We start from the raw sequence: 24652 nt of genomic DNA, 5'->3' as shown, positions 1-24652 counted from the left end.
AAATTTTAGTGTAAGTTTTTAATTTCTGCCTCTGGTGCTTTTTTCAAATCGGCACCCAGTCTTTGCAAATAAGCAATCAATGCAATGATTTCTTTACCACTTTGAGCCTTGATATTATTTGCCTTTAAATCTGCCGCAATTTCATCTGCCTGCATTTTCAAATCATTGTTTGCTTTCTGATCGTAGCCCTCAGGATAAGGAACTCCCAGAGTTTGCATCGCTCTGATTTTTCCAGGAGTAGTACTGATATCTAAATCATTGTCCAGCAACCATGGATAAGGAGGCATAATAGACCCCTGTGAAATTTCTTCAGGATCATTCATATGACGATAATGCCAGCTATTGGGATACTTATTTGCCAAACGGGCCAAATCCGGACCAGTACGTTTACTACCCCACTGGAATGGATGATCGTATACAGATTCACCTGCTTTGGAATAATCACCATAACGGGCTACTTCATCTCTGAAAGGACGAACCATTTGAGAGTGGCAGGTATAACATCCTTCTCTGATGTAAATATCCCTTCCCTGTAATTCAAGTGGCGTATAAGGTTTAACTGTACTGATTGTAGGTACATTCTCCTTCACAATAAAGGTTGGTATGATTTCAATAGCACCTCCTACAGAAACCACAATCAGGCTCATAACCAGCATTTGAACCGGTCTTCTTTCAATAATAGAATGCCAGTATGCTTTTCCTGAAGGCAAAGGTTGAGCAGACAATGCAGGTGCTTCACTGGTTTCTTCTGCAATGAATGACCCGGACTTAGCTGTTTTAATTAAATTAATTACCAGCAATACGGCTCCGGTTAAATAAATGGTTCCGCCAATACCTCTTACAATATACATTGGAATAATACGGGTAACAGTTTCAAGGAACTGGAATTTCAACTGACCTTCCGGAGTAAACTGCTTCCACATTAAGGCCTGAGAAACGGCAGCCCAGTACATAGGGATGGCGTATAACAAAATACCTACAGTACCAATTAAGAAATGGGTATTGGCCATTTTAACAGAATACAATTTGGTATTGTATAAACGGGGTACTAACCAGTACAACATACCAAAAATCAGAAACCCGTTCCAGCCCAATGCACCAACGTGAACGTGTGCTACTATCCAGTCGGTGTAGTGTGCAAATCCATTTACATTTTTCAAAGACAACATAGGGCCTTCAAAAGTGCTCATACCATAACAGGTAAGTGCCACTACAAACATTTTTAAAATGGGGTCTTCTTTTACCTTATCCCAGGCACCTCTTAATGTGAAAATACCATTCAGCATACCACCCCAGCTGGGTAAAATCAGCATTACACTGAACACCACACCCAGAGACTGTGCCCAATCAGGTAAAGCTGTGTACAACAAGTGGTGAGGACCCGCCCAGATATAAATGAAAATCAAAGCCCAGAAGTGAATGATACTCCATTTATAGGAATAAACAGGTCTTCCGGCTGCTTTAGGAATAAAATAGTACATGATACCCAACATTGGGGTTGTAAGGAAGAAAGCCACCGCATTGTGACCATACCACCACTGAACCAATGCATCCTGCACACCTGCATACCAGCTGTAACTATGTGTTAAGGATGTAGGCAATGCAAATGAGTTTACAATATGCAACAGTGCTACTGTAACCCAGGTACCAATAATGAACCAAATGGCCACATATAAATGACGCTCTCTTCTGGTTAAAATGGTGGCAAACATATTGATACCAAAAATTACCCAAACCAGGGTGATAGCAATATCAATAGGCCAGATTAATTCTGCATATTCCTTCCCCTGGGTTAATCCCAATGGTAAAGTAATAGCAGCGGCAACAATGATTAACTGCCAGCTCCAGAAATGAAGATTTCCAAGCCCCTTGCTCCACATACTGGTCTTTAACAAACGAGGCATCATATAGTATACCCCGGTGTAAATACCATTGCCCACAAACGCAAAAATCACAGCATTTGTGTGGAGCGGTCTTAATCTACCAAAACTGGTTAATGAAATACCTAGATTGAGTGCCGGATAAGCAAGCTGAAACGCAATGATTACCCCTACCAGCATCCCTACTAATGCCCACAATACAGTGGCAAAAGCAAATTTCCGGACGATGGAATTGTCGTAAGTGAATTTTTCTAACTGCATGGTTGTTTATTTATTCTCTGTTGGTTGATGGGTTTGATCAAAAAATATTTTATTAGCGGGTGTAAAGGAATCATCAAATTGTCCTGTTTTTGAACCCCAGATAAAAGCAATCAGGAAGCCAGATGCTACCAGTAAACTGATAATTAATAACATTACAATAATGCTCATGCTTGTATATTTTTAGGATTCAGAATAGGTTTGAAACAGTATTTTTCTATAAGGGCCGAGCCCAACATGGTTGTCATTACAATGGTGAATGTGCTGGAAGGCATTAAAATAGCTGCCACTAAAGGCGACATCTGAGCGGTTACAGAAAAATACAATCCAACAACATTGTATAAGGTTGATATAACAAACGTAGTTTTAATGAGATTCTTAGACCATTTTGCTGCGCGGATATATTGATCCAGTAATGGCAGTTGTTCAGACAACATAATGGCATCACTGGCAGGTGAAAATTGAATCGTATTATCCACCACAGCAATACCTACATTACTTTTGCTTAGCGCACCGGCATCGTTTAATCCATCCCCTACCATCATCACTTCTTTACCTTCTTTTCTTAGGTTATCTATATAATGAAGTTTGTCTTGCGGAGTCTGATTAAATAAATACTGAACAGGTCTTTGCAAATTCTGCTTTAAATATTCTTCAGAACGATTATTATCACCACTTAAAACAGTGATGGGATAAGGTAGCTCCTGTATCAATCTTTCTACATGTGCTCTCAGCACATTTTGTACAATGAATTTTCCGAATACTTCTCCATCAACAGACACCCATACTTCAGATCCCTTAACAGCGTCAGAAGCTTTTCCAATAAAGGCTGCAGAACCTAACTTATAATGCGTTTCGTTTTCCCATGCTTCAATACCAGCCCCTGCTACTTCCTTAATATGGGCAATCTGACTATGTGCAACTTTTAATTCTTTTGCTATCGCTTTGCTTAATGGGTGCATCGATTGTGCCGCCATTGAACCAATAATAGCTCTGTCACTTGCACTGAGAGGCTTGCCTTCATAATGAACAGTAGAAGCGTGAGGATAAGTGAGGGTGCCTGTTTTATCAAAAACAACCTGGTTAATTTTGGCTATATTCTGAAGCACCAGCGCATTTTTTAAAAACAACCCATGCTTACTGAAAATATTCAGGACAAAACCTTCCGTAAATGTGGCTGTAATCAATAATGCACAGGGACAGGCAACAATTAATACGGCTGTCATTGATTGCCAGGCATAATTAATATTGGTACCATACCAGTAAATAAAACTGCTGAAAGCAACAGTCAATACAACAATAGAAAAGTAATTGCTGATAACTGTTGTAAAAGAATAATCGTTTTTGTCCGATTTCTTAAAAGCGTCATTATTCCAAAGCTTGGTAAAGCTGTTTTGAGAAAATGGCTTTACTACCAGCAAATCGATGGCTCCATTCAATTGTTTGCCACCCGCATAAATTAAATCTCCAATAGCCAGCGAAACGGGCTCATTTTCCCCTGTAACAAAACTGTAATCAATTTCTGCTCTGCCTTTGATATGCATACCATCCACAGGAATTACTTCGTTGCTTCTGATCCGGATAGTATCATCTGCTTTCACTTCTTGTACAGGTACGAATGATTCGTTTCCGTCTTTGTCCAGCAAACAAACCGCAACAGGAAAATAGGAAGTAAAATCTCTGTTAAAGGAAAGATCGGCAAAGGTTTTGGTCTGGAATGATCTACCCAGAAGCATGAAGAAAATAATGCCGGACATACTGTCCAGATATCCTCCACCGGTTCCGGATAGAATTTCATAAACACTTCTGCCAAAAGTAACTGCCAGTGCAAGGGCAATAGGAGCATCTATATTCAGTCTTCTTTGCTTGAAACTATAAACGGAATTGATAAAAAATTCAGCGCCACTGTATAATAAGACAGGCAAAGCCAGTAAAAGATTTACGTAACGGAAAAGATTGGCATTCAATCCATCCCTTGTAATGGTTTCCAAACCCAGGTATTCAGGAAAACTCAACATCATGATATTGGCAAAACAGAATCCTGCAATACCAATTTTAATCATGGCTGTACGAGCCACTATTTTTTGCTCGCGCTTGGCTTCCTGACCATCGTTTAAGGTAATATAGGGTTCATAGCCAAGAGAGCTAAGCAATTCTGCTGTAGCTCTTATACTGATTTTTTCAGGATCCAGATAAACGGTTAATTCCTTGGTTGGAAAATGAACGGTAGAAAAGTAAATACCCTCGTGCACTTTCTGCAAATTCTCTAATAACCAGATACAAGAACTGCAATGAATCTGAGGCAAATAAAATTGAACTGCAATTTGAGCAGGTTTAGAAAAAACGATGTAATTGGCGGCGATTTGGGAATTATCCAGAAAGGCAAATTTCTGGGGATCACGGGCTTCACTCATTTTAACCCCTGAAGCATCGTGCAGATTATAATATTCGCAAAGATTACTTTTATTTAATATCTGGTAAACAGAACTACAACCTTTACAACAGAAAGCCTTCTCATCAAAAACCACAGGTTCCCCCACACAGGCGTCACCGCAGTGAAAGCATTTGGTGGATTCTAAGGTCTTATTCAACATGTTGCAAAAAGTTGTTAAAAGGTACTTAATTTTTAGAACTGTAAAGAGTAAAATTTTAATTATTTTTTGTTTTGTCATGAGGGTTTACCCCCAGTCCTTTCAGGACATTCGATTGAAAACAGCTGCAGGCGTTCAATCGGTCTTCAATCATTTTATTCCACTTGTATTTTTCTTTTACAAAACTGTCATTAAAAGCATTGGCTAAATCGTGTTGCTTAATGGCTGCTTTGTTCCAGGTATTGGTAGAGAGCAGGCTGGTTAATGTACTCACCTGTGCCATAATCTTGTGCTCCTTGCTGCGGGTTAACTGCATCAAATCAAATAAGTTGGGCATTGGAACTTCCTTGGCCGATTTGGCATTGAACACCTTCATAACCGATGGAAAAACCAGTTTTTGTTCGCAGGTAACCAGCGAACTAAAATCATTCTTTATCTGCTGCATCAGCTCCTTCAGATAAGCCGTAGCTTCTGCATCATAATCAGAAAGAAAATGACAGTGTATGGCGTTCTGAATTTTTAACTCCAGACAGGGATATACATTATCTAAAAGGTGGGCAATGAATTCAGCAGTCTGGTCGGCATGTTTACACATGGGTAAAATTTTACCCTACAAAATTGTCACCGTAACGTCAGGAATTCAATGAGATTTGAAATGCAGAAACATGATTAAAATCATAAAAAAAGGCTAATCCTCTATATTGGCCGTTTGAATTAGCTTTTGTAGATTGAGTATACTGATCTTTTTCCCCTTTAAGAGAATTAGCTTATCGGTATTAAATTCTGATAACAAGCGTATACAGGATTCTGTGGATGTGCCAACATAATCAGCTATTTCTTCCCTGCTTAAACTAACATTCAGGGTCTGATTATCCTCCTCAAATCCATAGGTAGCTTTGAGGAATAAGAGTGCTTCTGCCATGCGCTCTCTTACATTTTTCTGAGAAAGAGATACAATATGATCTTCTGCCATCTTAAGGTCGTGGCTCATTTTCTTTACCACTTCAAACATCAGTTTCGGCGAAGCGGCCAGTGCGTCAAAGAAGTATTTTTTATCTATAATACAAATAGATGCATCTTCCAGTGTTATGGCAGAACAGTGATAGCGTTCATTGGAAAGCAGGGCACGGTAACCCAAAATATCACCAGACTTAACCAGTCGAAGAATTTGTTCCTTACCATCATAACCAGTAGTGGTTAATTTTATTTTGCCGCTGTTAATGCAAAACAACCCATTGGGTAGACCATTTTCAGTAAAAACATATTGCCCTTTCTTATAAACCGCACAGGATTTGTGCGCACAGAGTTCCTGTGTTTGTTCCTGGTCCAAAACATTAAATACAGAGCTTAAACGAACATTACAATGTAAACACCCTGTTTCAATGGATCCGTTATTCTTCATTATTTCCGCTGTATTGCTTTAAACAAAGTTAAACATATTGGTTTTATTTTGACAATAAAACTACGCTTGATTCCATAGGGTTCAACACTTTTTTATCCGCCAATATTTCACCAGTAATTACATCATATGCCTGTTTAAATCCATTGGTTCTTTCTGCATACTGTTTCCACTCCAGTGTATTTGGTTTTGAAGACGCATTTAATACTACCATTACTGTTGAAGTTTCATCGTATCTAAAATAAACATACATCCCGTCCTTGGGTAAATATTGCATCATTTTACCCGTTTGCAGGGCTGTATTTTTCTTTCGGAAATTAGCCAGGGACTTTACATATTGATAGGCGGTGTTTTCGGTGGGATTAAGACCACCGCCAAGACGTTTATCACTCATCGCATCCGGGAACCCAAAAGGAAAATCCAGACGAACCATCCCATCATTGGGGTCCTTGAAATTTTTCATCCACAGTTCAGTACCATAATACAATTGCGGAATACCCCTTAGTGTGAACAAAAGATTCATGCCCATTTTGAATTTGTTCATGTCTTCCCCAATCATAGAAACAAATCTTTCCATATCGTGGTTATCCAGGAATATACAGTTCTTCTCCGGTGTCTGATACAAGAAATCCTGCGATAAAGTCATGTACAATTTATTCACTCCCTGGGTCCAGCCAAAGGGTTGATTCAATGCATCCATCATGGAATAACTCAACGGGAAATCAGTAGTCCCCGGAGCATTGTGTTTAAAGGCAGCATTCATATTGTTTTTGGTAAAGTAGGCACTGCCTGCCACTGTATTAGCTACTGCTTCACCAAATATGCTGATAGTAGGGAAATCATTTTCCAATGCTGTATTAACCTTATTCATAAAAGCTTCATCGCAATATTTATAGGTATCTACCCGCCAGCCATCAATACCAAACTCTTCCACTGTCCAGAGCGCATGCTGAATTAAATAGTTTGATACAAATGGGTTTCTCTGATTAATGTCTGGTAAATGGGGTACAAACCATCCGTCCAACATCACTTTCTTGTCTGCTGCGTTTCCCATCGGATCAAAAATGGCTTCATCCCGATGATTGGTATTGGTGTAGGATGCCCACTGATTAATCCAGTCTTTAGCAGGTGCATCTTTGAACATCCAATGCTCATTACCAATATGGTTATAAACTGCGTCCTGAATTATCTTCATTCCTTTTGCATGGGCAGCATCCACCAACTTCTTATAGGCGACTTCTCCTCCTAACCTTTTGTCAATTGCATAATGGTTGGTGAACCAATAACCATGATATCCGGCCATCATTCCGGCTTGTTCGCTTTGCAAAGGCATATCATTTTCAATAACTGGTGTCATCCAGATGGCAGTTACACCCAGTTCTTTCAGATAATCCAATTGATTGATAACTCCTTCCAGATCTCCTCCATGCCTTTTGATAGGGTCCTTTCTATTAACAACAGTGTCCAGATATCCTGTTACCTTATCATTAGCAGGGTTGCCATTGCTGAATCTGTCTGGCATTAACAGATAAATAAAATCTTTTGAGGTTACGCCATTGGCATAAGCAGTGCCCATTCCCTTTCTGCGGGCTTTGAGTTCCCAGGTCAGATTGGTTTTGGTATTATTCCCATTCAACTGCATTTGTACTTTACCAGGCTTGGCTATGGTCTGAATGGTCAAATCAATCGCCAGGTATTTTTTATTTTCAAACGCATGCACTTTTGTAATGGTAACACCGGGATAATTAGTTGTAACAGAAATATTCTCAAATGTGGCATTGGTGTTGCGCACCAGCAATTGCACTTTATTCCACTTCATACCGGTAAACCAATGTGTTGGATATAGTTCAATATTTTTTTGAGCAATCAGTTGCAGCCCCCAAAATAATATCGCAAAAACCAAGCTTCCTTTTTTCATACTGTAATTATTTTGATTGATTCTCTTTAACAACTAAAGCACAAATGATTGCAGCTGCTACAAGCAGCCCTCCACCCACTTGTACTGCCATCAAACGATCATTGTGCAATACATTTTCCATTACTTTTCCAAAAAACAGCGAAGCGATAATTTCGGGCAATACAATGAAAAAATTGAAGATACCCATATAGATGCCCATTTTAGCAGGGGGTATACAGCCTGCCAGCATAGAATAAGGCATCGACAAAATGGATGCCCAGGCAATACCTACCAGTCCCATGGATATATACAGAAAAGAAGGATCCGAAACATATTTCACAGAGATTAAGCCTATGCCTCCCAATACCAAACAAATAGAATGAGTATATTTCTTACCCAATTTATTTACCCAGAAAGGAAGTGAAAAAGAAAAACCAAATGTGACCAAATTCAAAATGGCAGAAGTGGTATTGGCGAATTCCAGTCCCTGCGTGTATAAATCACTGTTGGTAGTTGTGTTCCCCCCGAATATATCAGTTGCCACCCCTGTGCTGTAGTAAAACCACATGAGAAATAAACCTGGCCAGGTTAAAAAATTAACCAGCGCCAGCCGCTTCATCTGATCTGGCATATTCGCGACTGCACTAAAAATTTCTTTCACTCCACCCATGAATCCTTTGCCTTCTTCGTCCAGTTTCTTTTTCCATTCGGGATCAGCAGGTGGATATTCTTTGCTCTTAACCACCGTATATACAACAGCCAGTAAAAAAACTGCAGCACCTATGTAAAACGAATACATGATATTTTCAGGAATGCCTCCAGCTGTTTTTTCCCTTGAAACCCCTAACCACTGAACCAGCTTCTGAGGCAAGTATCCTGCAATAAATGAAGCCAATCCTATAAACATACTTTGCATGGCAAAACCCATGGGTTGTTGCTCTTCGTCCAGATTATCTGCTACAAAAGCACGGAAGGGCTCCATACTGATATTAATACAGGAATCCAGAATCCACAATACACCTGCAGCCATCCAGATAGCAGAGGAGTTGGGCATGATAAACAAAGCCAGCGAACTCAAAATAGCACCAATTAAAAAATAAGGTCTTCTTCTTCCTAGACGCGGATGCCAGGTTCTGTCACTCATATAACCTATAATTGGCTGAACAATTAATCCAGTCATAGGAGCTGCCAGCCAAAGGCCTGGAATCTGTTCAGGACTTGCACCCAGGTATTCATAAATGGCACTCATATTGCCCATCTGCAGACTCCAGCCAAACTGGATACCCAAAAAACCAAAACACATATTCCAGATCTGCCAGAAACCGAGTTTTGGCAGTACCGCTTTAGGGGTAGTTGACATAGCAATCGATATTTATTGGTTGATATTGTGTATTGAATACACATCTCAATATACAAATAAAAACATCCCCATAAAGAGGATGTTCATGAAAATTTGCGTTGAACTAAATTGCTTAAATCACAAAGCCATCTGGCAATATGGCCGTTTTCTTAACCACTACAATTCCATCTTTAACGGTATATAATGGATGGTCAGTATTGGGCAAATGACTTCCCCCGTTAATCCGCACATCGTTTCCTATACGGCAGTTTTTATCGATGATGGCGTCTTTGATATAGCAGCGCTCCCCAATGCCTATTTTAGGTAATCCTTTACTTGTATTCAATTCCATTTCTTCAATGGTTTCGTAATAATCATTACCCATGATATAGGTACTTACTACAGTTGTACCATGCCCAATGCGTGAGCGGATACCTACCACACTTTGTTCTATGCGGCTGGCATGAATAATGGAACCTTCAGCAATAATGGTTTTCTCCAAAGTGGTCCCGCTGATTTTTGCAGGAGGCAACATACGCGCACGACTATAAACCGTTTTGGTATTGTCGAATAAATTGAAAGGCGGAATCTCCTGAGTCAAAGCCAGGTTGGCTTCATAGAAGGAATAAATATTCCCGATATCTGTCCAATAACCATCATACTGGAAGCTGGATACTTTATAATTTTCAATAGAATCAGGAATAATTTCTTTACCGAAGTCGGTTGCATTGGGATGCGCTTCATTCAATAATTTATCCAGGATTTTCTTATTGAAAATATAGATGCCCATGGATGCCAGATAGTTTCTACCCTGCTTCTGCATCTCTGCCCCCGTATCACTAACCCACTCTGGTAATAAATCCTTCTTAGGCTTCTCAATAAATGAAGTAATCACATTCTGTTCATTGGTCTTTAAAATCCCGAACTCAGGCGCGTCCCTGTCGTCTACTGGTATGGTGGCAATAGAAATATCTGTCTGACTGTCAATATGGTTTTTTAGCATATCGCCAAAATCCATTTGGTACAACTGGTCTCCACTTAAAATTAGAATATGGTCATACTCTAAATTAGAAATATGTCTCAGTGACTGCCTTACCGCATCGGCTGTTCCCTGAAACCAGCCCGGATTGTCAGGCGTTTGTTCCGCTGCAAGAATGTCTACAAAACCCGTACTGAAAGCGCTGAAGTGGTAAGTATTCTTAATATGCTTGTTTAGCGAAGCAGAGTTAAACTGCGTTAAAACAAACATACGATTGATTCCACTATTGATACAGTTACTGATGGGAATATCTACTAAACGGTATTTTCCGGCGATGGGAACCGCTGGCTTGGACCTGCTTGCAGTTAATGGGAAAAGACGAGTACCTGCTCCCCCGCCCAATATCACAGCCAAAACTGATTTGGAAATACTACTCATAAAATGGATTGCTTTTATACTGCTTTGAAGTTAGTTTTTTTATTTTAAATTCTGATAAACTTGTCTGTATTCAGCAACTGTACTCTCCCAACTATGATCTATTTGCATCATTTGTGTTCGCATTTTTGCCATTTGCTGTTGATCCTGATAAACAGAAACGCCCCTGCCAATAGAATAGGCAAGGTCTTCTACAGTGGCATTGTTAAATCGAATGCCAAAGCCATCGGGATCACCCATATCTGAAACGGTATCTTTCAAGCCTCCTGTGCTTCTTACTACAGGAACTGTTCCATATCGCATGGCATACATCTGATTAAGACCACAGGGCTCAACCCTGCTGGGCATCAATAAGAAATCTGCCCCCGCATAAATAATATGACTCAATTGTTCATTGTAACCAATGTAAGCATTGTAGATGCCCTGATGGTGCTTTGTCATCTGCTGTAATTCCCATTCAATATGTGTTTCACCACTTCCTAATATTAAAAAACAGGCATTTCCCTGTGTTTCGTGCATGGCAGTTCTAATGGCGTCTGGTAAAATATCGGCTGCTTTTTCTCCCACCAATCTTCCAATAAAAACAAAGAGCGGTTTAGAAATATCCAGTCCAAATTGTTCGCAGAGTATTTTTTTATTTTGCTCTTTTCCTTTTTTAACGGTCTTAACAGAATAGTGATGTTTTAAATAAGTATCCGTTTCCGGATTCCAGACTTCGTTATCAATTCCATTCAAGATACCTATGCATTTTCCCTTCTCATACTCAAATAAAGCTTCCAATCCATTGGCATTCTGCCTGAGTTCATCCATATAGCTCCAGCTAACTGTAGTTACTTTATCTGCACATTTTACACCGGAAGCAAGAGGATTTATGTTGCCGGCCCAGTCGAGCATGCCCCTTTTCCAAAGATCCCACTTGGGGATATAGATGCTTTTATCCCAGCCCATCCAGCCCTGGTACTGTCCATTATGAATGGTCACAACAGTCGGAACCGAACCCAGGTGCTGAAAAGCATAACAATACTTCATCATAAAAGGAATCAGGGCAGTATGATGATCATGGCAATGTACCACGTCGGGCTTGTGTTCCCAACTACTAATCCAGCTAACCACTGCAATTTGAAAAGCAGTGAATCTTTCCGCATCGTCATCGTATCCATAAATTTTCTGACGGTCGAGCAGTCCATTGATATCTATCAAAAACAAATCGAATCCCAATTTATTGCCCGGTTCCTTGATTACCGTAAAATCAAAATTCCAGTTACCCAAATTAGCACTGCCCTTATAATCAACAGTCCAGTCATTTTCATATAGGAACTTAGTTCGGTACATAGGCATGACTACTTTGGCAATATCCCCAGATTTGCACTGGTATTTGGGAAGCGCCCCAACCACATCTCCCAGCCCACCTGCTTTTGCCACCGGATAGCACTCTGCACTTACGTGTATAATTTCCATAAAAGAGATTTAAAACTTCTTTTTCAAGATAGCCAATAAACCGATTCCCTCAAATTCCGATTTAAAATTTTTGCTTCCCGCATTTATTACTATTTTCCCTGTTTGTAAAATTGAACGTTTGTTATGAGCCAAACCAAACAGCCTACCAATTCCGGTGCGTTAGCCACCCTTGTGATTGTATTTTTTTTCTGGGGTTTTATTGCTGCTTCCAATAGCATTTTTATCCCCTTTGCCAAAGTACATTTTGAACTCAATCAGTTTGAATCTCAGTTAATTGGTTCCGCATTTTATGGAGCTTATTTTATTGGCTCATTAATTCTATTCATTCTATCCAATTTTGTAGGGTATGATATCTTAAATAAAATCGGATATAAGAAAGGGATTATCTACGGTCTTGCCATTTCAGTGGTGGGAGCTTTGTTGATTATTCCCTCTGCCAACGCCAATTCTTTCCCGGCTATTCTGGGATCATTTTTTATTGTTGCACTTGGATTCTCCTTACAACAAACATCTGCTCAACCTTTTGCTATTGTTCTGGGGGATCCCTCTACCGGATCTCATCGATTAAACTTAGCTGGTGGGGTTAATTCATTAGGAACTACATTAGGACCAATCATTGTTAGTTTCTTTTTATTCGGATCAGTTGGAAATGCAAACACAGAAGTTACTGTAACCAATATCAATACGCTGTATTTAATTGTTGCTGCAGTATTTGCAGCAGTGGCTTTGTTCTTTGCTTTTTCTAAACTGCCGGAAGGTAAGAACGATGAAAAATTTGAGAAAGCCAATAAAGCGGCTTCTTCTCTTTTAATTATGACTTTATGTATTGGACTGATCATTGTTGTTGGTCAGTTTACAGAAGTACCTAAAATGACTTTGTTGTTACTATCATTAATAAGTGTAGTAGGTATTTTATTTTACTCCAATAGCCAGGCAGTAAAAAATCCGGAGGGATGGGGTGCCATGAAATACCAGCAATTAATTTATGGTATGATAGGCATTTTTGTTTATGTAGGTGTGGAAGTTACCATTGATAACAATTTTGGTGCACTCTTACGTATACCAGGTTATTTAACAGAATCAGGATTGGAAGAAAGTCAGATTTCCAAATATGTATCCTTGTACTGGGGTAGTTTAATGATTGGGAGATGGACAGGAGCCATTGGAGTATTTAATCTGAAAGGCATTACTAAAACAATTGCAACCATTGTAGTTCCCTTCTTTGCCTTTGGGGTGGTACTTTATGTAAATAACCTATACGGCAGCGATGTTTCTGATTTATTTGGATATTCAGTTTATATTGTATTGGCTATTGCCGCATTTTTCTATGGTCAGGAAAAGCCGGTTAAAACTTTGGTTGCAGTATCCACATTAGCAACGATTGCTATGCTGATTGGCGTATTCACCAATGGTCTGATTTCTGTTTATTCTTTTATAGCAGGAGGATTATGTTGCTCTGTGATGTGGCCATGTATTTTCTCTTTAGGTGTAGGCGGATTAGGGAAATACACCAGTCAGGGTTCTGCATTTTTAATCATGATGATTCTGGGTGGAGCCATCATCCCTCCATTACAGGGAGCAATTGGAGACAATGCATCTATCGGCATGCATCAGTCTTATCTGTTAGCAGCGGCCTGCTTTGCTTTTCTGGCTTACCTTGCTTTAAAAATGAAATCTGTATTAAAAGCACAGGGACTGGATTTTGACGCACAGGTTGGCGGCGGACATTAATTTCAAATAGATCTTCCATTCATAATACTCAGGAAATATGAATACCAAACAAAAAAACAGAAATACATCAGCAGCACTGGAACCCTTGGCTATTGGAATTGATATTGGTGGAACAGGAACCAAATATGGAATCGTTGACCGTGTTGGAAACTTATTATTTTCAGGAGAGATGAGTACGCGCAATCATCCGGAAGTAATGCCCTATATCGATAATCTTTATGAAAATATTGCGCCTTTAATTGAACATGCCGGAGGCATTGGTAGAATAAAAGGTATAGGCATTGGAGCACCCAATGGAAACTATTACAAAAACACCATTGAATATGCTGCTAATTTGCCCTGGCAGGGTATCATTCCATTTGGTAAAATGGTAGAAGACAAATTTAAATTGCCTGTAGTGCTTACCAACGATGCCAACGCAGCAGCCATAGGTGAAATGATGTACGGTGCGGCACAAGGCATGAAAGACTTTATCATGATTACACTAGGCACAGGGGTTGGAAGCGGAATCGTTGCCAATGGGAAACTAGTTTATGGCCATGATGGTTTTGCAGGTGAACTTGGCCATACCATTATTATACCCGATGGCAGATTACATGAAGGCACTAAAAAAAGAGGTTCTCTGGAAAGCTATGCATCTGCAACAGGAGTAAGGTTAAATGCAATTGAATTTCTCGAAAAGAGCAACAAGCCCAGTTTGCTAAGATCAATACCCCCTGAAGAAATTGATTCCAAAAAAGTGTACGATGCAGCCATTGAAGGGGACGAATTGGCGAAAGAAATTTTTGACTATACCGGGAAAATCTTAGGAATGGCACTGGCTAATTTTGTAATGTTCTCAAGCCCTGAAGCCATTGTATTATTCGGGGGCTTAACCAAGGCAGGAGACTATATTTTAAAACCAACCAGAGAACATATGGAAGCAAACCTGATCAAAGTCTTCGAGAACAAAGTAAAAATACTGGTAAGTCATTTAAAAGAATCTGATGCCGCTATTCTTGGTGCATCCGCCCTTGTTTGGGAGATGAAATAATCCATACGGCGGGAACCGGGCGTTGCCCGGTTTTATCGCTGGGTTTAATGGTTTCTTTTCCGTTAATCAGCATGGTGCTGCTTCCGCCACCATCTAAATTCAAGGCTTCTATACAACCAACAGATTGTAAAAGTCTGGCCAATTGAATTAAACTAGCACCTTCTGCTATGCCAGGATTTCTTCCTTCCACTACCATAACTATCAAATAGCCATCCGTTGTATATCCCATGGCTGTTCGGGGATGTTTGTCGTTAATCTGATTACCTGGAAAACGAATTTCTTCATTATTGCTGATACGGATTTGCCCATCCTGAATCAATACCGGGCCACCTGCAACAGCTGTTTGCATTTTCCATTTTTTCAGTTTATGTGCAGACCGAAAAATTGTTGGATTCACTAATACATTGCTGTCCTTAAAAAAAGGAATCACAGTTTGAGAAGCCAGTGGGTATTGCTGACTGCTATCTGTATACAACCAGGCAATATCTGCTCTCCGCTTCTTGGAAATACCAATGGCACTGGCAAAAGCATGTCGATAGGTAAGGGTATCTTTTCCCCTGCCAGGTAAACTATGTACATTGTAAGCGACCAGCTTCCCATCCTGTACAACTGCATTTAAGTTCCTGTTATTTACAAACTCAAAGAAAGTAGTATTCACCACCAGAAATGGCTGATCATTTTGCTGATAAAATTCAGAAGGGGTAAATCTTTTTCCTTTTCCCACTTGAGTGGTAAAAAAAAGGTTCCTTTTCTTCAAGGGTATTTTGCAATAAAAGGCTTTATTGGATTTGCCATTGAGCGAATCATTGCTATAAAACAATTCAACTCCCTTCGGCAAAGTTCCGAATGCGGTATCCGCTTGAACCCATGTATATTGAGCAAATCCCGTTAAAGGAAACAAAAAGAATAGCAGGAAAGCCCTAAGCATGAACGGCTTTTTCCATTAGCCATTTATTCTTTCCGTATCCAGGAATCACGTGCTTTTCACTGTGGTAAGAGGATCGAACCAATGGGCCACTCTCTACATAATCAAAGCCAATATTGTATCCAATTTCACGTAATTCAGCAAATTCATCGGGGTGAACAAAACGTTGAACAGGTAGATGCTTTTTGGTTGGCTGAAGATATTGTCCAAGTGTGATGACATCAGTACCCACTTCCACCAGATCTTTCATGGTCTGAACTACTTCCTCTTTGGTTTCACCCAATCCAAGCATGATACCTGTCTTGGTTCTCATACCACCTTTCTTTAAGGTCTCCAGTACTTCCAGACTTCTTCTGTATTTAGCTTGAATTCTAACCTGACGGGTTATTCTTTCCACGGTTTCCATATTGTGGCTTACTACTTCAGGGGCGGCGTCAATGATTCTCTGTATCTGGTCTTTAAAGCCCCTGAAATCAGGAATCAGGGTTTCTAAAGTAGTATCCGGATTCAAGGCTTTAACTGCTTTGATGGTATTGTACCATATAATAGATCCTCCGTCTTTCAATTCATCTCTGTCAACACTGGTAATAACAGCATGTTTCACTTTCATCAGGTGAATGGCTTCAGCAACTCGCTGAGGCTCGTCAAAATCAACCGCCAGCGGTCTTCCGGTAGCCACTGCACAAAACCCGCAGCTACGGGTACAGATATTACCCAATATCATGAAAGTAGCTGTTCCTTCTCCCCAGCATTCCCCCATATTCGGGCAATTTCCACTTTCGCAAATCGTGTGTAATTTATGGGTATCCACCAATCCTCTTACGTGCTTATAACTCTCTCCAATTGGCAACTTAACTCTAAGCCAATTGGGCTTCTTTATAGGGGTATCGCTGGATACTATGGTATCTTGGGGTAACTTAGGTACAACAGGTAATTCTTGCATCTGCATCAGTTCTAAGGCACAAAATTAACTACTTTCTTCTACCGAACGTAAATGCTGCGTAAGCATTAAAGAAGAAGTTCTTTTCGGGGTTTAACAAAAGAATTGGCATTTTCTGGGAATAATAAGAAGCATTGATGCCCACATCAATCGCTGAAAGCAATTCATTATAGCGACCGTAATCAAAGCGAAGGGCAAACTTAGCATGGGCCCCGGGAACGAATTTTATTTCATTAAATCCTTTAAATAGCCCCCCTCTTCCCAAAATGGCATTAGGGTCCAGAAAAGTTGATTGATTGGTTCCGTCGTATTTAATCTGAGTCCTTTCTCCTGTCTGCAAGTTCTGAACATCCAAATAATATGGCTTTAATAAACCGGCACTTAGTCCGGCACCATAAATGGCAGAAACGGCAATACCATTTTTATTCCCCTTACCTCCTATTAGTTTTTGCTGTCCAAAACCCAGATTGAGGTAGTAGAAATTATTCCTCTTTCCGTAGATATAGTTGGAGATAAGTATAAAACCACCGGAAGACGAAAGCGTTGGAATCCGTTCTTCCTTTGGATGTTTCCTCTCACCGAATTCAAGCCACCAGAGATTAGTGGAAGTAATGGATTTATATTTTCCTTTCTCGTATTTAAGTCCCCAGCCATCCGTGTTTAAGTTGAAACTAAAGGCACTTTGTTTATTGAAAATCAATGCACCTTCTTCTTCCTGTTTAATTAACTGATTTATTTTCTCTCTTCTTTCTTCTTTCTTTTGCGCACGCTGCATAGCTGCTTCAGAAAGTTGTTTTTTCTGCGCCATTAATCCTGTTCCCGACAAGAGACAAATCACGAAAAATAGTTTCTTCACTTCCATTTAATTTGATAGATGTAAATTTAAAGCAAAATTGATGCAATGACTTCACAAATTATTTATACCAGCGACTTAAGAACCACTGCAACCCACTTACAAAGCGGATCAGCAATTGAAACCGATGCTCCAACCGATAACAAGGGAAAAGGGGAAAGGTTTTCCCCCACCGATTTAGTGGCTACAGCATTGGCTTCCTGCATGATAACCACCATGGGTATCAAAGCCCAGACCATGGACAATATTGTGTTGGACGGAACCAAGGCAGATGTTACCAAAGTTATGTACCCTGACCCTCGCCGGATTGGCAAAATCATTGTGCATATTCAATTTCCTGAATCCTTAAAAAACCTGAGTGATAAGGAAAAAACCATATTGGAAAACACTGCCAGAACCTGCCCGGTAGAAAGGTCACTACATCCCGATCTGGAACTGGATCTTACATTCAGCTGGTAGAAGATACGGAAAAAGGAAAGGCTGCTGCTTACAAAACAGGCAGCGCCTTTACCACCCTGCTTACAGGCAGGCCCATCACATTGTAAAAGTCTCCGTTAATGGCGGCAATTCCAATCACCCCAATCCATTCCTGTATGGCATAAGCACCCGCCTTGTCGTAAGGCTTATACTGGTCTACATAATGTTCTATCTGAGCCTGACTAAGTGAATGGAACTGAACCTGTGTGGTTTCAGAAAAAGCAATCTCTTCCTGTTTATTTAAAATGACTACCCCTGTAATAACCCTGTGTTGCTGACCAGATAATCTGGAGAGCATGGCAATGGCATCTGCCCTTTCTTTGGGCTTATTAATGATCTCATTGTTTAATACCACCACCGTATCAGCAGCCAGGTAAACAGGTATATCAAAGTCACGACCTTCCATTCTCCGCTTTTCTTTTACAGCAATGGCTTTAGCCCTGGCAATATGAATGGGGATTTCAACAGGATCCATTTCAGTTGAAAAACTTTCGTCTGTTTCCACCACTTCCACAGTAAAATTAATTTCTGCCCATTCCAGCAATTGTTTTCTTCTTGGGCTTTGGGAAGCCAGTATCAATGGTCTTTGCATATTAACTATTCATAAAATTGAAAGAATACCATCGAAAGAATACCTGTAAACATTACCCATTTAATCAGGGTACTTAAACGATGATAATCTACTGTTGTATGCGCTTTGTATAACTTTTGTGCAATTACTATAAGGGGTACTATAATAAACAACAAACAATATAAGGCACTGTGCCACCAACCCAGGCCTAATACATAAAATTGTAAAATCAGCAAAGCTGCAATTAATACAACCAGCCATACTGCAATAAATACCTTGGTTGCACGAATCCCCCAGACGATGGGCATGGTTTTACAACCATATTTTTGGTCGCCTTCTATATCTTCCATATCTTTTACCACTTCCCTAACCAGTGATATGATAAAGGCAAATGCAGCATATAATACAGTTAATCGAAAGAACCTCACTTTGGCATGATCCAGCCCAAGCATTTCCTGCATCACCAGAGGGTATTTGGCAAAAAATAAAATTAAAATTACCCAGGCTGTTAATAAGGAAATAAGAACATTTCCTATCAATAACTGCTTTTTAAAATTGGTAGAATATAACCACAACAATAGTATCGCTGCCAGGTTACCCAGTACCAGATGCCAGTATTGTTGAATGGGCAAAGCCAGGGCCGTAAAAAACAAACCAGCAAGGCTCAATGTCATATGCCAGAAAATAACCCAGCGTCGGTTGATGATTACATTCACCACCATTTTTTCCGGCTTGTTAATCTGGTCAATATTCTGATCGAAATAATCGTTAATGATGTACCCGGCAGCAGCTATCAAAACAGAGGCGAGTACCAATTGTATAAAGGAATTAGAGAATAAAGCTGAACCTGCTGTTGGATATACGCGACCATAAATAGCCCATTCAAACAAACATTGTGTTATAACAATGAAAACCAGATTGGGCCATCGGATTAATCTTAAAAATGCAGCAATCAGTTTCAAAAGCTTAGCTTATTTTTTCAGCGCTTATTGAGCCCTGAGTGTAAAATCTTCGTTCCAGTCATTCCGTAGTTTCATAACTTTTTCAATTACATCCCTAACGCAGCCCATCCCTCCGTTTTTATCCGAAATATAATAAGAGACCATTTTTACCTCGGTTACTGCATCGGTGGGACAAACTGCAACTCCAGCCCATTTCATACAAGCCAGGTCGGGAATATCGTCTCCCATGTACAGACAATGCTGTTGCTGCTGCTCAGCGGTTCCAATCAACTTCTGCAAAAGGGATAATTTGTCCGTTACCTGCATATAGACTTCCTTTACCCCTAGTTTATTTAATCTATCTATTACTTCCGGTGAATTACCCCCCGAAATAATAATAACCCGGTACCCCTTTTTTACAGCCAGCTGAAGCGCATATCCGTCCTTTATATTCATCCTACGGGCCATTAGTCCGTTTGGCATGACCAATAAAGTACCATCGGTTAACACTCCGTCAACGTCGAATACAAACGTGTTGATTAAACTGAATTTTTCCAAAATATTATTTTTGGTTGTCTCTCCATTCATAAACCCATGCACTCTGAATCATCTCCAGATGACCTTCTGTACTTTGCTCACGGGTTCCTTCAAAACCGGGTACTTCTAAAATCCATTCCAATAAATCGGTAAAACGGATTCTGTAAATTTTTGCTTCTGTGAAATCGTCTCCGAAACGCTCGTACAATTTCATGGCAATATCTTCATGGTCATTCCAGTGAATGGGTGGCTCAAAATGGCTCATATGGTTTCTTTAAATTGCTTCAATGAATAATTATTCTCCTAAAAACTGAGTCTGGTCGGGTAAGGTAACACTAACTTTTCCTGAACCAGGTTGCAAAATACACTGACAGCCAAGCCTCGAATTAATCCTTGGGTTTACCGCTCTGTCTATGAAGTCCTCTTCTCTGTCACCTAATTCTTCCAGGTGCTCTGACCCACTATTCACATACAAATGGCAGGTGCTGCAAGCACAAACCGCCCCGCAGTTGTGGTGCAGTTCGATGCCATTGTCTAAACAAACCTCCAGTAAACTCTGGTCAGGGGCAATATTATTCAATACTACTTTATCAAGTCCTTTTTGTTCAAATTCAATTTCAATGGTATACATAATCACGATTTGGTTGGCAAAAGTATTTAAAACTCTTATTAACCCCTATTATGCTAAAAAGTTTAGTCGGGATTAATTAAATATCTTTGGAGTATGAAGATGAAATGGAGTCAGCGGATATTACTAAAGTATTACCGTACCAAAATAAAAACTTTGGGAATGGTTTCACCTGAAAAAGCAGCAGCAGCAGCATTTGACCTGTTCTGTACCCCTTTCAGGGTTAAAAAGGAAGTTAAGGCCCCTGCCATCTTTCACCAATCCACACCCGTGTCTGTAGAACTGAATGGGATTACCGTTCGCGGATTCCAATGGAAATCAGAACTGGCACAGGCAAGAAAAGTGTTGATTATACATGGTTTCAGCAGTTATGCCTACAAATTCGAAGCTTATGTTTTGTCTTTAGTTAAGAGTGGATATGAGGTATTGGCATTTGATGCACCCGGGCATGGTATCAGTGATGGCAAAAGAATTAATGCGCTTATATACAGAGACTGCATATTGGCCATTGAGAACCAGTTTGGCCCCCTTTATGGAATGATAGCACATTCTTTAGGTGGACTGGCCGCCAGCTTAGCCATAGAAAAAATGGAAAATAACAGCAACCGGAAACTGGTATTAATTGCCCCTGCTACAGAAACGAAAAGAGCTATTGAGAACTTTTTTAACCTGATACCCGCCAAAAAACAGGTGCAGGAAGCCTTTGAAGCTCATATACAACAGTTGGCAGGTGAACCTATAGAATATTTTTCAGTGCCCAGGGTGGTAAAAAAAATTAGTGCCAGTGTATTATGGGTTCACGATGAAACCGATACTATATGCACGTTTAAAGATGTAAAACCTTTATTGTCACAGCATATTCCTGGTACTGAATTTTACATAACAAACGGATTAGGGCATAATAAAATCTATAAAGAATCGAGTACACGCAATAAAATAATAGCATTTCTGGAGCCATCTTCTGAGTCCAATTTTTTGTGATTTAATCCTTTCACCTAATATTGCATTGCATTTAACCCTAATCATTGAAGTAAAATCTTAGAATCGGAATTTCTACATGGCAAAAAATTTACTGATCGTTGAGTCGCCCGCTAAAGCAAAAACCATTGAAAAAATTCTGGGTAAGGATTTTGAAGTGAGAAGCTGTTATGGTCATATCAGAGACCTGGAAAAGGACGATATGGGCATAGATGTAAACAATCATTATCAGCCCCGCTACAAGGTTCCAGACGAAAAGGAAAAAGTAGTAAAAGAACTGAAACAGATGGCTAAAAAAGCCGATGAAGTATGGCTGGCATCGGATGAGGACCGCGAAGGAGAAAGTATCAGCTGGCACCTGGCTGAGGTATTAGGTCTGGACCCTCGTTCAACAAAAAGAATCGTATTCCATGAAATTACCGCACCGGCTATCAGAAAAGCAGTGGACAATCCACGCCTGATTAATATGAACCTGGTGAATGCACAGCAAGCAAGAAGGGTGTTGGATCGTTTGGTCGGATTTGAACTGAGTCCGGTTTTATGGCGCAAAATTGGCATGCAAAGAAGCCTAAGTGCGGGAAGGGTTCAAAGTGTAGCGGTACGATTAATTGTTGAGAGAGAGCGTGAAATCAATCAGTTCATTGCAGAAAGTTCCTATAAAATTGAAGCGATATTCAAAGCCACTGATATCAATGGCAAACCCGTTCAATTTAAAGCAGAAGGCCCCGGCAGGTTGCATACAACTGAAGAAGCCAGCGCTTTTCTGGAAAGCTGCAAAAATGCAAAATACACGGTTAAAGACATTCAGGTAAAACCTGCCAAAAGAACTCCGGCAGCCCCTTTTACCACTTCTACCCTTCAGCAGGAAGCATCCAGAAAAATGGGATACAGCGTAAGTAAAACCATGCTGATTGCACAGAAGCTCTACGAAAGTGGTAAAATTACTTATATGCGTACCGATAGTATCGCATTAAGTGAAACCGCACTGGGTGATATTCAGAATGAAATCAATAAAAGCTACGGAGCCAGATACCACCAGCCCCGTAAGTTCAAGAATAAAAACGAAAGCGCTCAGGAAGCCCACGAAGCCATCCGTCCTACTTATATGAGCAATCATACCGTAGAAGACGAAGAATGTAAGCGCCTGTATGAACTGATTTGGAAAAGAACCATTGCTTCTCAAATGAGCGATGCTGCTTTTGAAAAAACAACCGCTAAAATTGAAGTAAGCACTAACCACGAAATGCTGACAGCAACAGGTGAAGTGATGCAATTCGATGGATTTTTGAAGGTATATATGGAAGGCAAGGATGAAGAAGATGAGGAAAGCACAGAGGGAATGTTGCCTCCGATTAAAGTGAATGAAGTACTTGATTTTCAGTACATGAATGCAAGTGAAAAATTCACAAAGCCTGCAGCCAGATACACGGAAGCTTCTCTGGTAAAAAAGCTGGAAGAATTGGGCATTGGACGCCCCTCTACCTACGCCCCTACTATTTCTACCATCATGAAAAGGAACTACGTAGAAAAAAGGGACAAGGAAGGAATCAGAAGAGCAGCCACCATATTGAAGCTGACTGCCAGCAACGAAATTGAAAAAGAGATTATTCAGGAAAATACGGGAGCCGAAAAAGGAAAATTATTCCCAACCGATCTGGGAATGGTGGTTACAGATTTTCTAAAACAACACTTTAACAAAGTGATGGACTTTGGCTTTACTGCCAAAATAGAAGCCGAATTTGATGAGATTGCAGAGGGTAATTTAAAATGGAATAATATGATTGATGGTTTTTATAAACCCTTTCATGAAACCATTGAACATACCCTGGAAAATGCTGAAAGAGCTAAGGGCGAAAGAGAACTGGGTATTGATGCTGCAACCGGCAAAAGAGTAATCGCCCGTATGGGAAGATATGGCCCCATGGTGCAAATTGGGGATACCAGTGACGAAAACGAGAAAGCCCGTTTTGCCAAATTAAAACCTTCCCAAAGCATTGAAACCATTACCCTTGAAGAAGCAATGGAACTATTTTCATTGCCAAAAACACTGGGAGAATATGAGGGCGCAGAATTATCAGTAAACCTTGGCCGATTTGGTCCATATATTAAACTGGGTGAGCAATTCATTTCTATACCAAAAGGCGAGGACTTACATGAAATGGATTTAAACAGAGCTGTTCAGTTAATTAAAGAAAAACAGGAAGCCGACGCTCCTATCGCTTTTTATGATGAACTACCTGTAACAAAGGGAAAGGGAAGATTCGGGCCATTCATCAAATGGAACGACTTGTTTATTAATATTCCAAGGGCTTATAATTTTGATTCATTGAGTCAGCAAGACATCGCGGAATTAATTGAAAAGAAGCTGGAAAAAGAAGCCAATCGTTTCATACAACAATGGCCATCTGAAAAAATTGCTATTGAAAACGGACGATGGGGTCCATTTATCCGCTTCCAGAAAAAAATGCTGAAACTGGGAAAACTGGCAGACGGAAGTAAGCCTACTGCAGACAGCCTTTCTCAGATCAGTCTGGAAGAAGTGAAGAAAATGATTGAAGATCAATTACCCGGGGCATTCACCAAAAAGACTGCTGCCAAAAAAGCGGCAAGTAAATCAGCTGTGAAGAAGGCTGCACCCAAAAAGGCAGCTGCTAAGAAAACGGCATCAAAGAAAGCAGCTACCAAAAAAGCCGCTCCTAAAAAAACGACAAAGTAGGTCAGCGGAATTTTTCGACAGCTATTGGAATAGCTTCTAGTAAATACATATTTTAGTTATAGCAAATACTATTGCAAAAAAAACTC

Annotated in this window: 22 protein-coding genes; 5 read left to right on the top strand and 17 right to left on the bottom strand. The window is 40.1% G+C overall.

Annotated features, from left to right (window positions below; all coding sequences use genetic code 11):
- Positions 1-5: 5 nt before the first annotated feature.
- The 9 genes from ccoN to F777_RS0107500 all read right to left on the bottom strand — a co-directional run bounded on the left by ccoN (position 6) and on the right by F777_RS0107500 (position 12236).
- Positions 6-2141 (bottom strand): cytochrome-c oxidase, cbb3-type subunit I, encoded by a 2136-nt coding sequence (gene ccoN / locus F777_RS0107540; protein ID WP_026751511.1) that lies wholly within the window; start codon positions 2139-2141, stop codon positions 6-8.
- A gap of 6 nt (positions 2142-2147) precedes the next feature.
- Positions 2148-2309, bottom strand: coding sequence for a cbb3-type cytochrome oxidase assembly protein CcoS (ccoS, locus tag F777_RS0107535; RefSeq protein WP_026751510.1), 162 nt, complete (start codon positions 2307-2309; stop codon positions 2148-2150).
- Entirely contained in the window at positions 2306-4732 is a 2427-nt protein-coding gene (locus tag F777_RS16070) for a heavy metal translocating P-type ATPase (protein ID WP_051408497.1), read from the bottom strand. Before F777_RS16070 ends, ccoS begins: the two co-directional genes overlap by 4 nt.
- A gap of 55 nt (positions 4733-4787) precedes the next feature.
- On the bottom strand, positions 4788-5324 hold the full coding sequence (locus tag F777_RS0107525) for a hypothetical protein (RefSeq protein WP_026751509.1): 537 nt from the start codon (positions 5322-5324) through the stop codon (positions 4788-4790).
- Positions 5325-5417: 93 nt separating this feature from the next.
- On the bottom strand, positions 5418-6131 hold the full coding sequence (locus F777_RS0107520) for a Crp/Fnr family transcriptional regulator (RefSeq protein ID WP_037369211.1): 714 nt from the start codon (positions 6129-6131) through the stop codon (positions 5418-5420).
- Between the two features lie 43 nt (positions 6132-6174).
- The gene (locus F777_RS0107515) at positions 6175-8046 is read right to left on the bottom strand and encodes an alpha-amylase family glycosyl hydrolase (RefSeq protein ID WP_026751507.1); all 1872 of its coding nucleotides are present in this window, start codon (positions 8044-8046) and stop codon (positions 6175-6177) included.
- 7 nt (positions 8047-8053) lie between these two features.
- On the bottom strand, positions 8054-9385 hold the full coding sequence (locus tag F777_RS0107510) for an MFS transporter (RefSeq protein WP_026751506.1): 1332 nt from the start codon (positions 9383-9385) through the stop codon (positions 8054-8056).
- A gap of 112 nt (positions 9386-9497) precedes the next feature.
- The gene (locus F777_RS0107505; RefSeq protein WP_037369209.1) at positions 9498-10781 is read right to left on the bottom strand and encodes a glucose-1-phosphate adenylyltransferase; all 1284 of its coding nucleotides are present in this window, start codon (positions 10779-10781) and stop codon (positions 9498-9500) included.
- 39 nt (positions 10782-10820) lie between these two features.
- Positions 10821-12236, bottom strand: a complete 1416-nt coding sequence (locus F777_RS0107500; RefSeq protein WP_026751504.1) for a glycogen synthase — start codon at positions 12234-12236, stop codon at positions 10821-10823.
- 123 nt (positions 12237-12359) lie between these two features.
- Between F777_RS0107500 and F777_RS0107495 the strand changes: the two genes are divergently transcribed.
- Both F777_RS0107495 and F777_RS0107490 read left to right on the top strand, forming a co-directional pair.
- On the top strand, positions 12360-13967 hold the full coding sequence (locus F777_RS0107495; protein WP_026751503.1) for an MFS transporter: 1608 nt from the start codon (positions 12360-12362) through the stop codon (positions 13965-13967).
- 37 nt (positions 13968-14004) lie between these two features.
- Entirely contained in the window at positions 14005-15000 is a 996-nt protein-coding gene (locus tag F777_RS0107490) for an ROK family protein (protein WP_051408496.1), read from the top strand.
- On the opposite strand, the gene F777_RS0107485 is transcribed toward F777_RS0107490, so the two are convergent.
- The 3 genes from F777_RS0107485 to F777_RS0107475 are packed head-to-tail and all read right to left on the bottom strand — an operon-like array spanning position 14960 to position 17721.
- A complete protein-coding gene (locus tag F777_RS0107485; protein WP_081720482.1) occupies positions 14960-15928 on the bottom strand; it encodes a phosphodiester glycosidase family protein in 969 nt (322 codons plus the stop codon). The genes F777_RS0107490 and F777_RS0107485 overlap by 41 nt on opposite strands.
- Positions 15921-16868: a lipoyl synthase gene (gene lipA, locus F777_RS0107480; RefSeq protein WP_026751500.1), complete on the bottom strand. Its 948-nt coding sequence runs from the start codon at positions 16866-16868 to the stop codon at positions 15921-15923. Before lipA ends, F777_RS0107485 begins: the two co-directional genes overlap by 8 nt.
- A gap of 28 nt (positions 16869-16896) precedes the next feature.
- Positions 16897-17721, bottom strand: coding sequence for a hypothetical protein (locus F777_RS0107475; protein WP_152530887.1), 825 nt, complete (start codon positions 17719-17721; stop codon positions 16897-16899).
- Between the two features lie 45 nt (positions 17722-17766).
- Between F777_RS0107475 and F777_RS0107470 the strand changes: the two genes are divergently transcribed.
- Positions 17767-18177 carry an OsmC family protein gene (locus F777_RS0107470; protein WP_026751498.1) on the top strand — a complete coding sequence of 137 codons (411 nt, stop codon included), beginning with the start codon at positions 17767-17769 and terminating at the stop codon, positions 18175-18177.
- A gap of 28 nt (positions 18178-18205) precedes the next feature.
- Here F777_RS0107470 and F777_RS0107465 read toward each other — a convergent pair whose 3' ends face one another.
- From F777_RS0107465 to F777_RS0107445, 5 genes are read right to left on the bottom strand one after another with little or no spacing between them, the layout of a single operon-like run.
- Positions 18206-18787 (bottom strand): Maf family protein, encoded by a 582-nt coding sequence (locus F777_RS0107465; RefSeq protein ID WP_037369205.1) that lies wholly within the window; start codon positions 18785-18787, stop codon positions 18206-18208.
- A gap of 5 nt (positions 18788-18792) precedes the next feature.
- Positions 18793-19728, bottom strand: a complete 936-nt coding sequence (locus F777_RS0107460; RefSeq protein ID WP_026751496.1) for a geranylgeranylglycerol-phosphate geranylgeranyltransferase — start codon at positions 19726-19728, stop codon at positions 18793-18795.
- A gap of 24 nt (positions 19729-19752) precedes the next feature.
- Positions 19753-20265 carry a KdsC family phosphatase gene (locus tag F777_RS0107455; protein WP_235785904.1) on the bottom strand — a complete coding sequence of 171 codons (513 nt, stop codon included), beginning with the start codon at positions 20263-20265 and terminating at the stop codon, positions 19753-19755.
- Between the two features lie 4 nt (positions 20266-20269).
- A complete protein-coding gene (gene iscX, locus F777_RS0107450; RefSeq protein WP_026751494.1) occupies positions 20270-20509 on the bottom strand; it encodes a Fe-S cluster assembly protein IscX in 240 nt (79 codons plus the stop codon).
- Positions 20510-20539: 30 nt separating this feature from the next.
- Positions 20540-20875, bottom strand: coding sequence for a 2Fe-2S iron-sulfur cluster-binding protein (locus tag F777_RS0107445; protein ID WP_201767581.1), 336 nt, complete (start codon positions 20873-20875; stop codon positions 20540-20542).
- A gap of 93 nt (positions 20876-20968) precedes the next feature.
- On the opposite strand from F777_RS0107445, the gene F777_RS0107440 reads away from it, so the two are divergent.
- Positions 20969-21853 (top strand): alpha/beta hydrolase, encoded by an 885-nt coding sequence (locus F777_RS0107440; RefSeq protein ID WP_026751492.1) that lies wholly within the window; start codon positions 20969-20971, stop codon positions 21851-21853.
- 76 nt (positions 21854-21929) lie between these two features.
- A complete protein-coding gene (gene topA / locus F777_RS0107435) occupies positions 21930-24566 on the top strand; it encodes a type I DNA topoisomerase (protein ID WP_026751491.1) in 2637 nt (878 codons plus the stop codon).
- The last annotated feature ends 86 nt before the right edge of the window (positions 24567-24652 follow it).

The sequence above is a fragment of the Sediminibacterium sp. C3 genome, from assembly GCF_000508085.1.
Taxonomy (GTDB): domain Bacteria; phylum Bacteroidota; class Bacteroidia; order Chitinophagales; family Chitinophagaceae; genus Sediminibacterium.
Note: the sequence above shows the minus strand (reverse complement) of the source record. Positions and strands in the feature narration are given on the sequence as shown.

Coding starts and splice junctions, on each gene's coding strand:
- ccoN (WP_026751511.1), bottom strand. CDS start 2,141: ATGCAGTTAGAAAAATTCACTTACGACAATTCCATCGTCCGGAAATTT.
- ccoS (WP_026751510.1), bottom strand. CDS start 2,309: ATGAGCATTATTGTAATGTTATTAATTATCAGTTTACTGGTAGCATCT.
- F777_RS16070 (WP_051408497.1), bottom strand. CDS start 4,732: ATGTTGAATAAGACCTTAGAATCCACCAAATGCTTTCACTGCGGTGAC.
- F777_RS0107525 (WP_026751509.1), bottom strand. CDS start 5,324: ATGTGTAAACATGCCGACCAGACTGCTGAATTCATTGCCCACCTTTTA.
- F777_RS0107520 (WP_037369211.1), bottom strand. CDS start 6,131: ATGAAGAATAACGGATCCATTGAAACAGGGTGTTTACATTGTAATGTT.
- F777_RS0107515 (WP_026751507.1), bottom strand. CDS start 8,046: ATGAAAAAAGGAAGCTTGGTTTTTGCGATATTATTTTGGGGGCTGCAA.
- F777_RS0107510 (WP_026751506.1), bottom strand. CDS start 9,385: ATGTCAACTACCCCTAAAGCGGTACTGCCAAAACTCGGTTTCTGGCAG.
- F777_RS0107505 (WP_037369209.1), bottom strand. CDS start 10,781: ATGAGTAGTATTTCCAAATCAGTTTTGGCTGTGATATTGGGCGGGGGA.
- F777_RS0107500 (WP_026751504.1), bottom strand. CDS start 12,236: ATGGAAATTATACACGTAAGTGCAGAGTGCTATCCGGTGGCAAAAGCA.
- F777_RS0107495 (WP_026751503.1), top strand. CDS start 12,360: ATGAGCCAAACCAAACAGCCTACCAATTCCGGTGCGTTAGCCACCCTT.
- F777_RS0107490 (WP_051408496.1), top strand. CDS start 14,005: ATGAATACCAAACAAAAAAACAGAAATACATCAGCAGCACTGGAACCC.
- F777_RS0107485 (WP_081720482.1), bottom strand. CDS start 15,928: ATGCTTAGGGCTTTCCTGCTATTCTTTTTGTTTCCTTTAACGGGATTT.
- lipA (WP_026751500.1), bottom strand. CDS start 16,868: ATGCAAGAATTACCTGTTGTACCTAAGTTACCCCAAGATACCATAGTA.
- F777_RS0107470 (WP_026751498.1), top strand. CDS start 17,767: ATGACTTCACAAATTATTTATACCAGCGACTTAAGAACCACTGCAACC.
- F777_RS0107465 (WP_037369205.1), bottom strand. CDS start 18,787: ATGCAAAGACCATTGATACTGGCTTCCCAAAGCCCAAGAAGAAAACAA.
- iscX (WP_026751494.1), bottom strand. CDS start 20,509: ATGAGCCATTTTGAGCCACCCATTCACTGGAATGACCATGAAGATATT.
- F777_RS0107445 (WP_201767581.1), bottom strand. CDS start 20,875: ATGTATACCATTGAAATTGAATTTGAACAAAAAGGACTTGATAAAGTA.
- F777_RS0107440 (WP_026751492.1), top strand. CDS start 20,969: ATGAAGATGAAATGGAGTCAGCGGATATTACTAAAGTATTACCGTACC.
- topA (WP_026751491.1), top strand. CDS start 21,930: ATGGCAAAAAATTTACTGATCGTTGAGTCGCCCGCTAAAGCAAAAACC.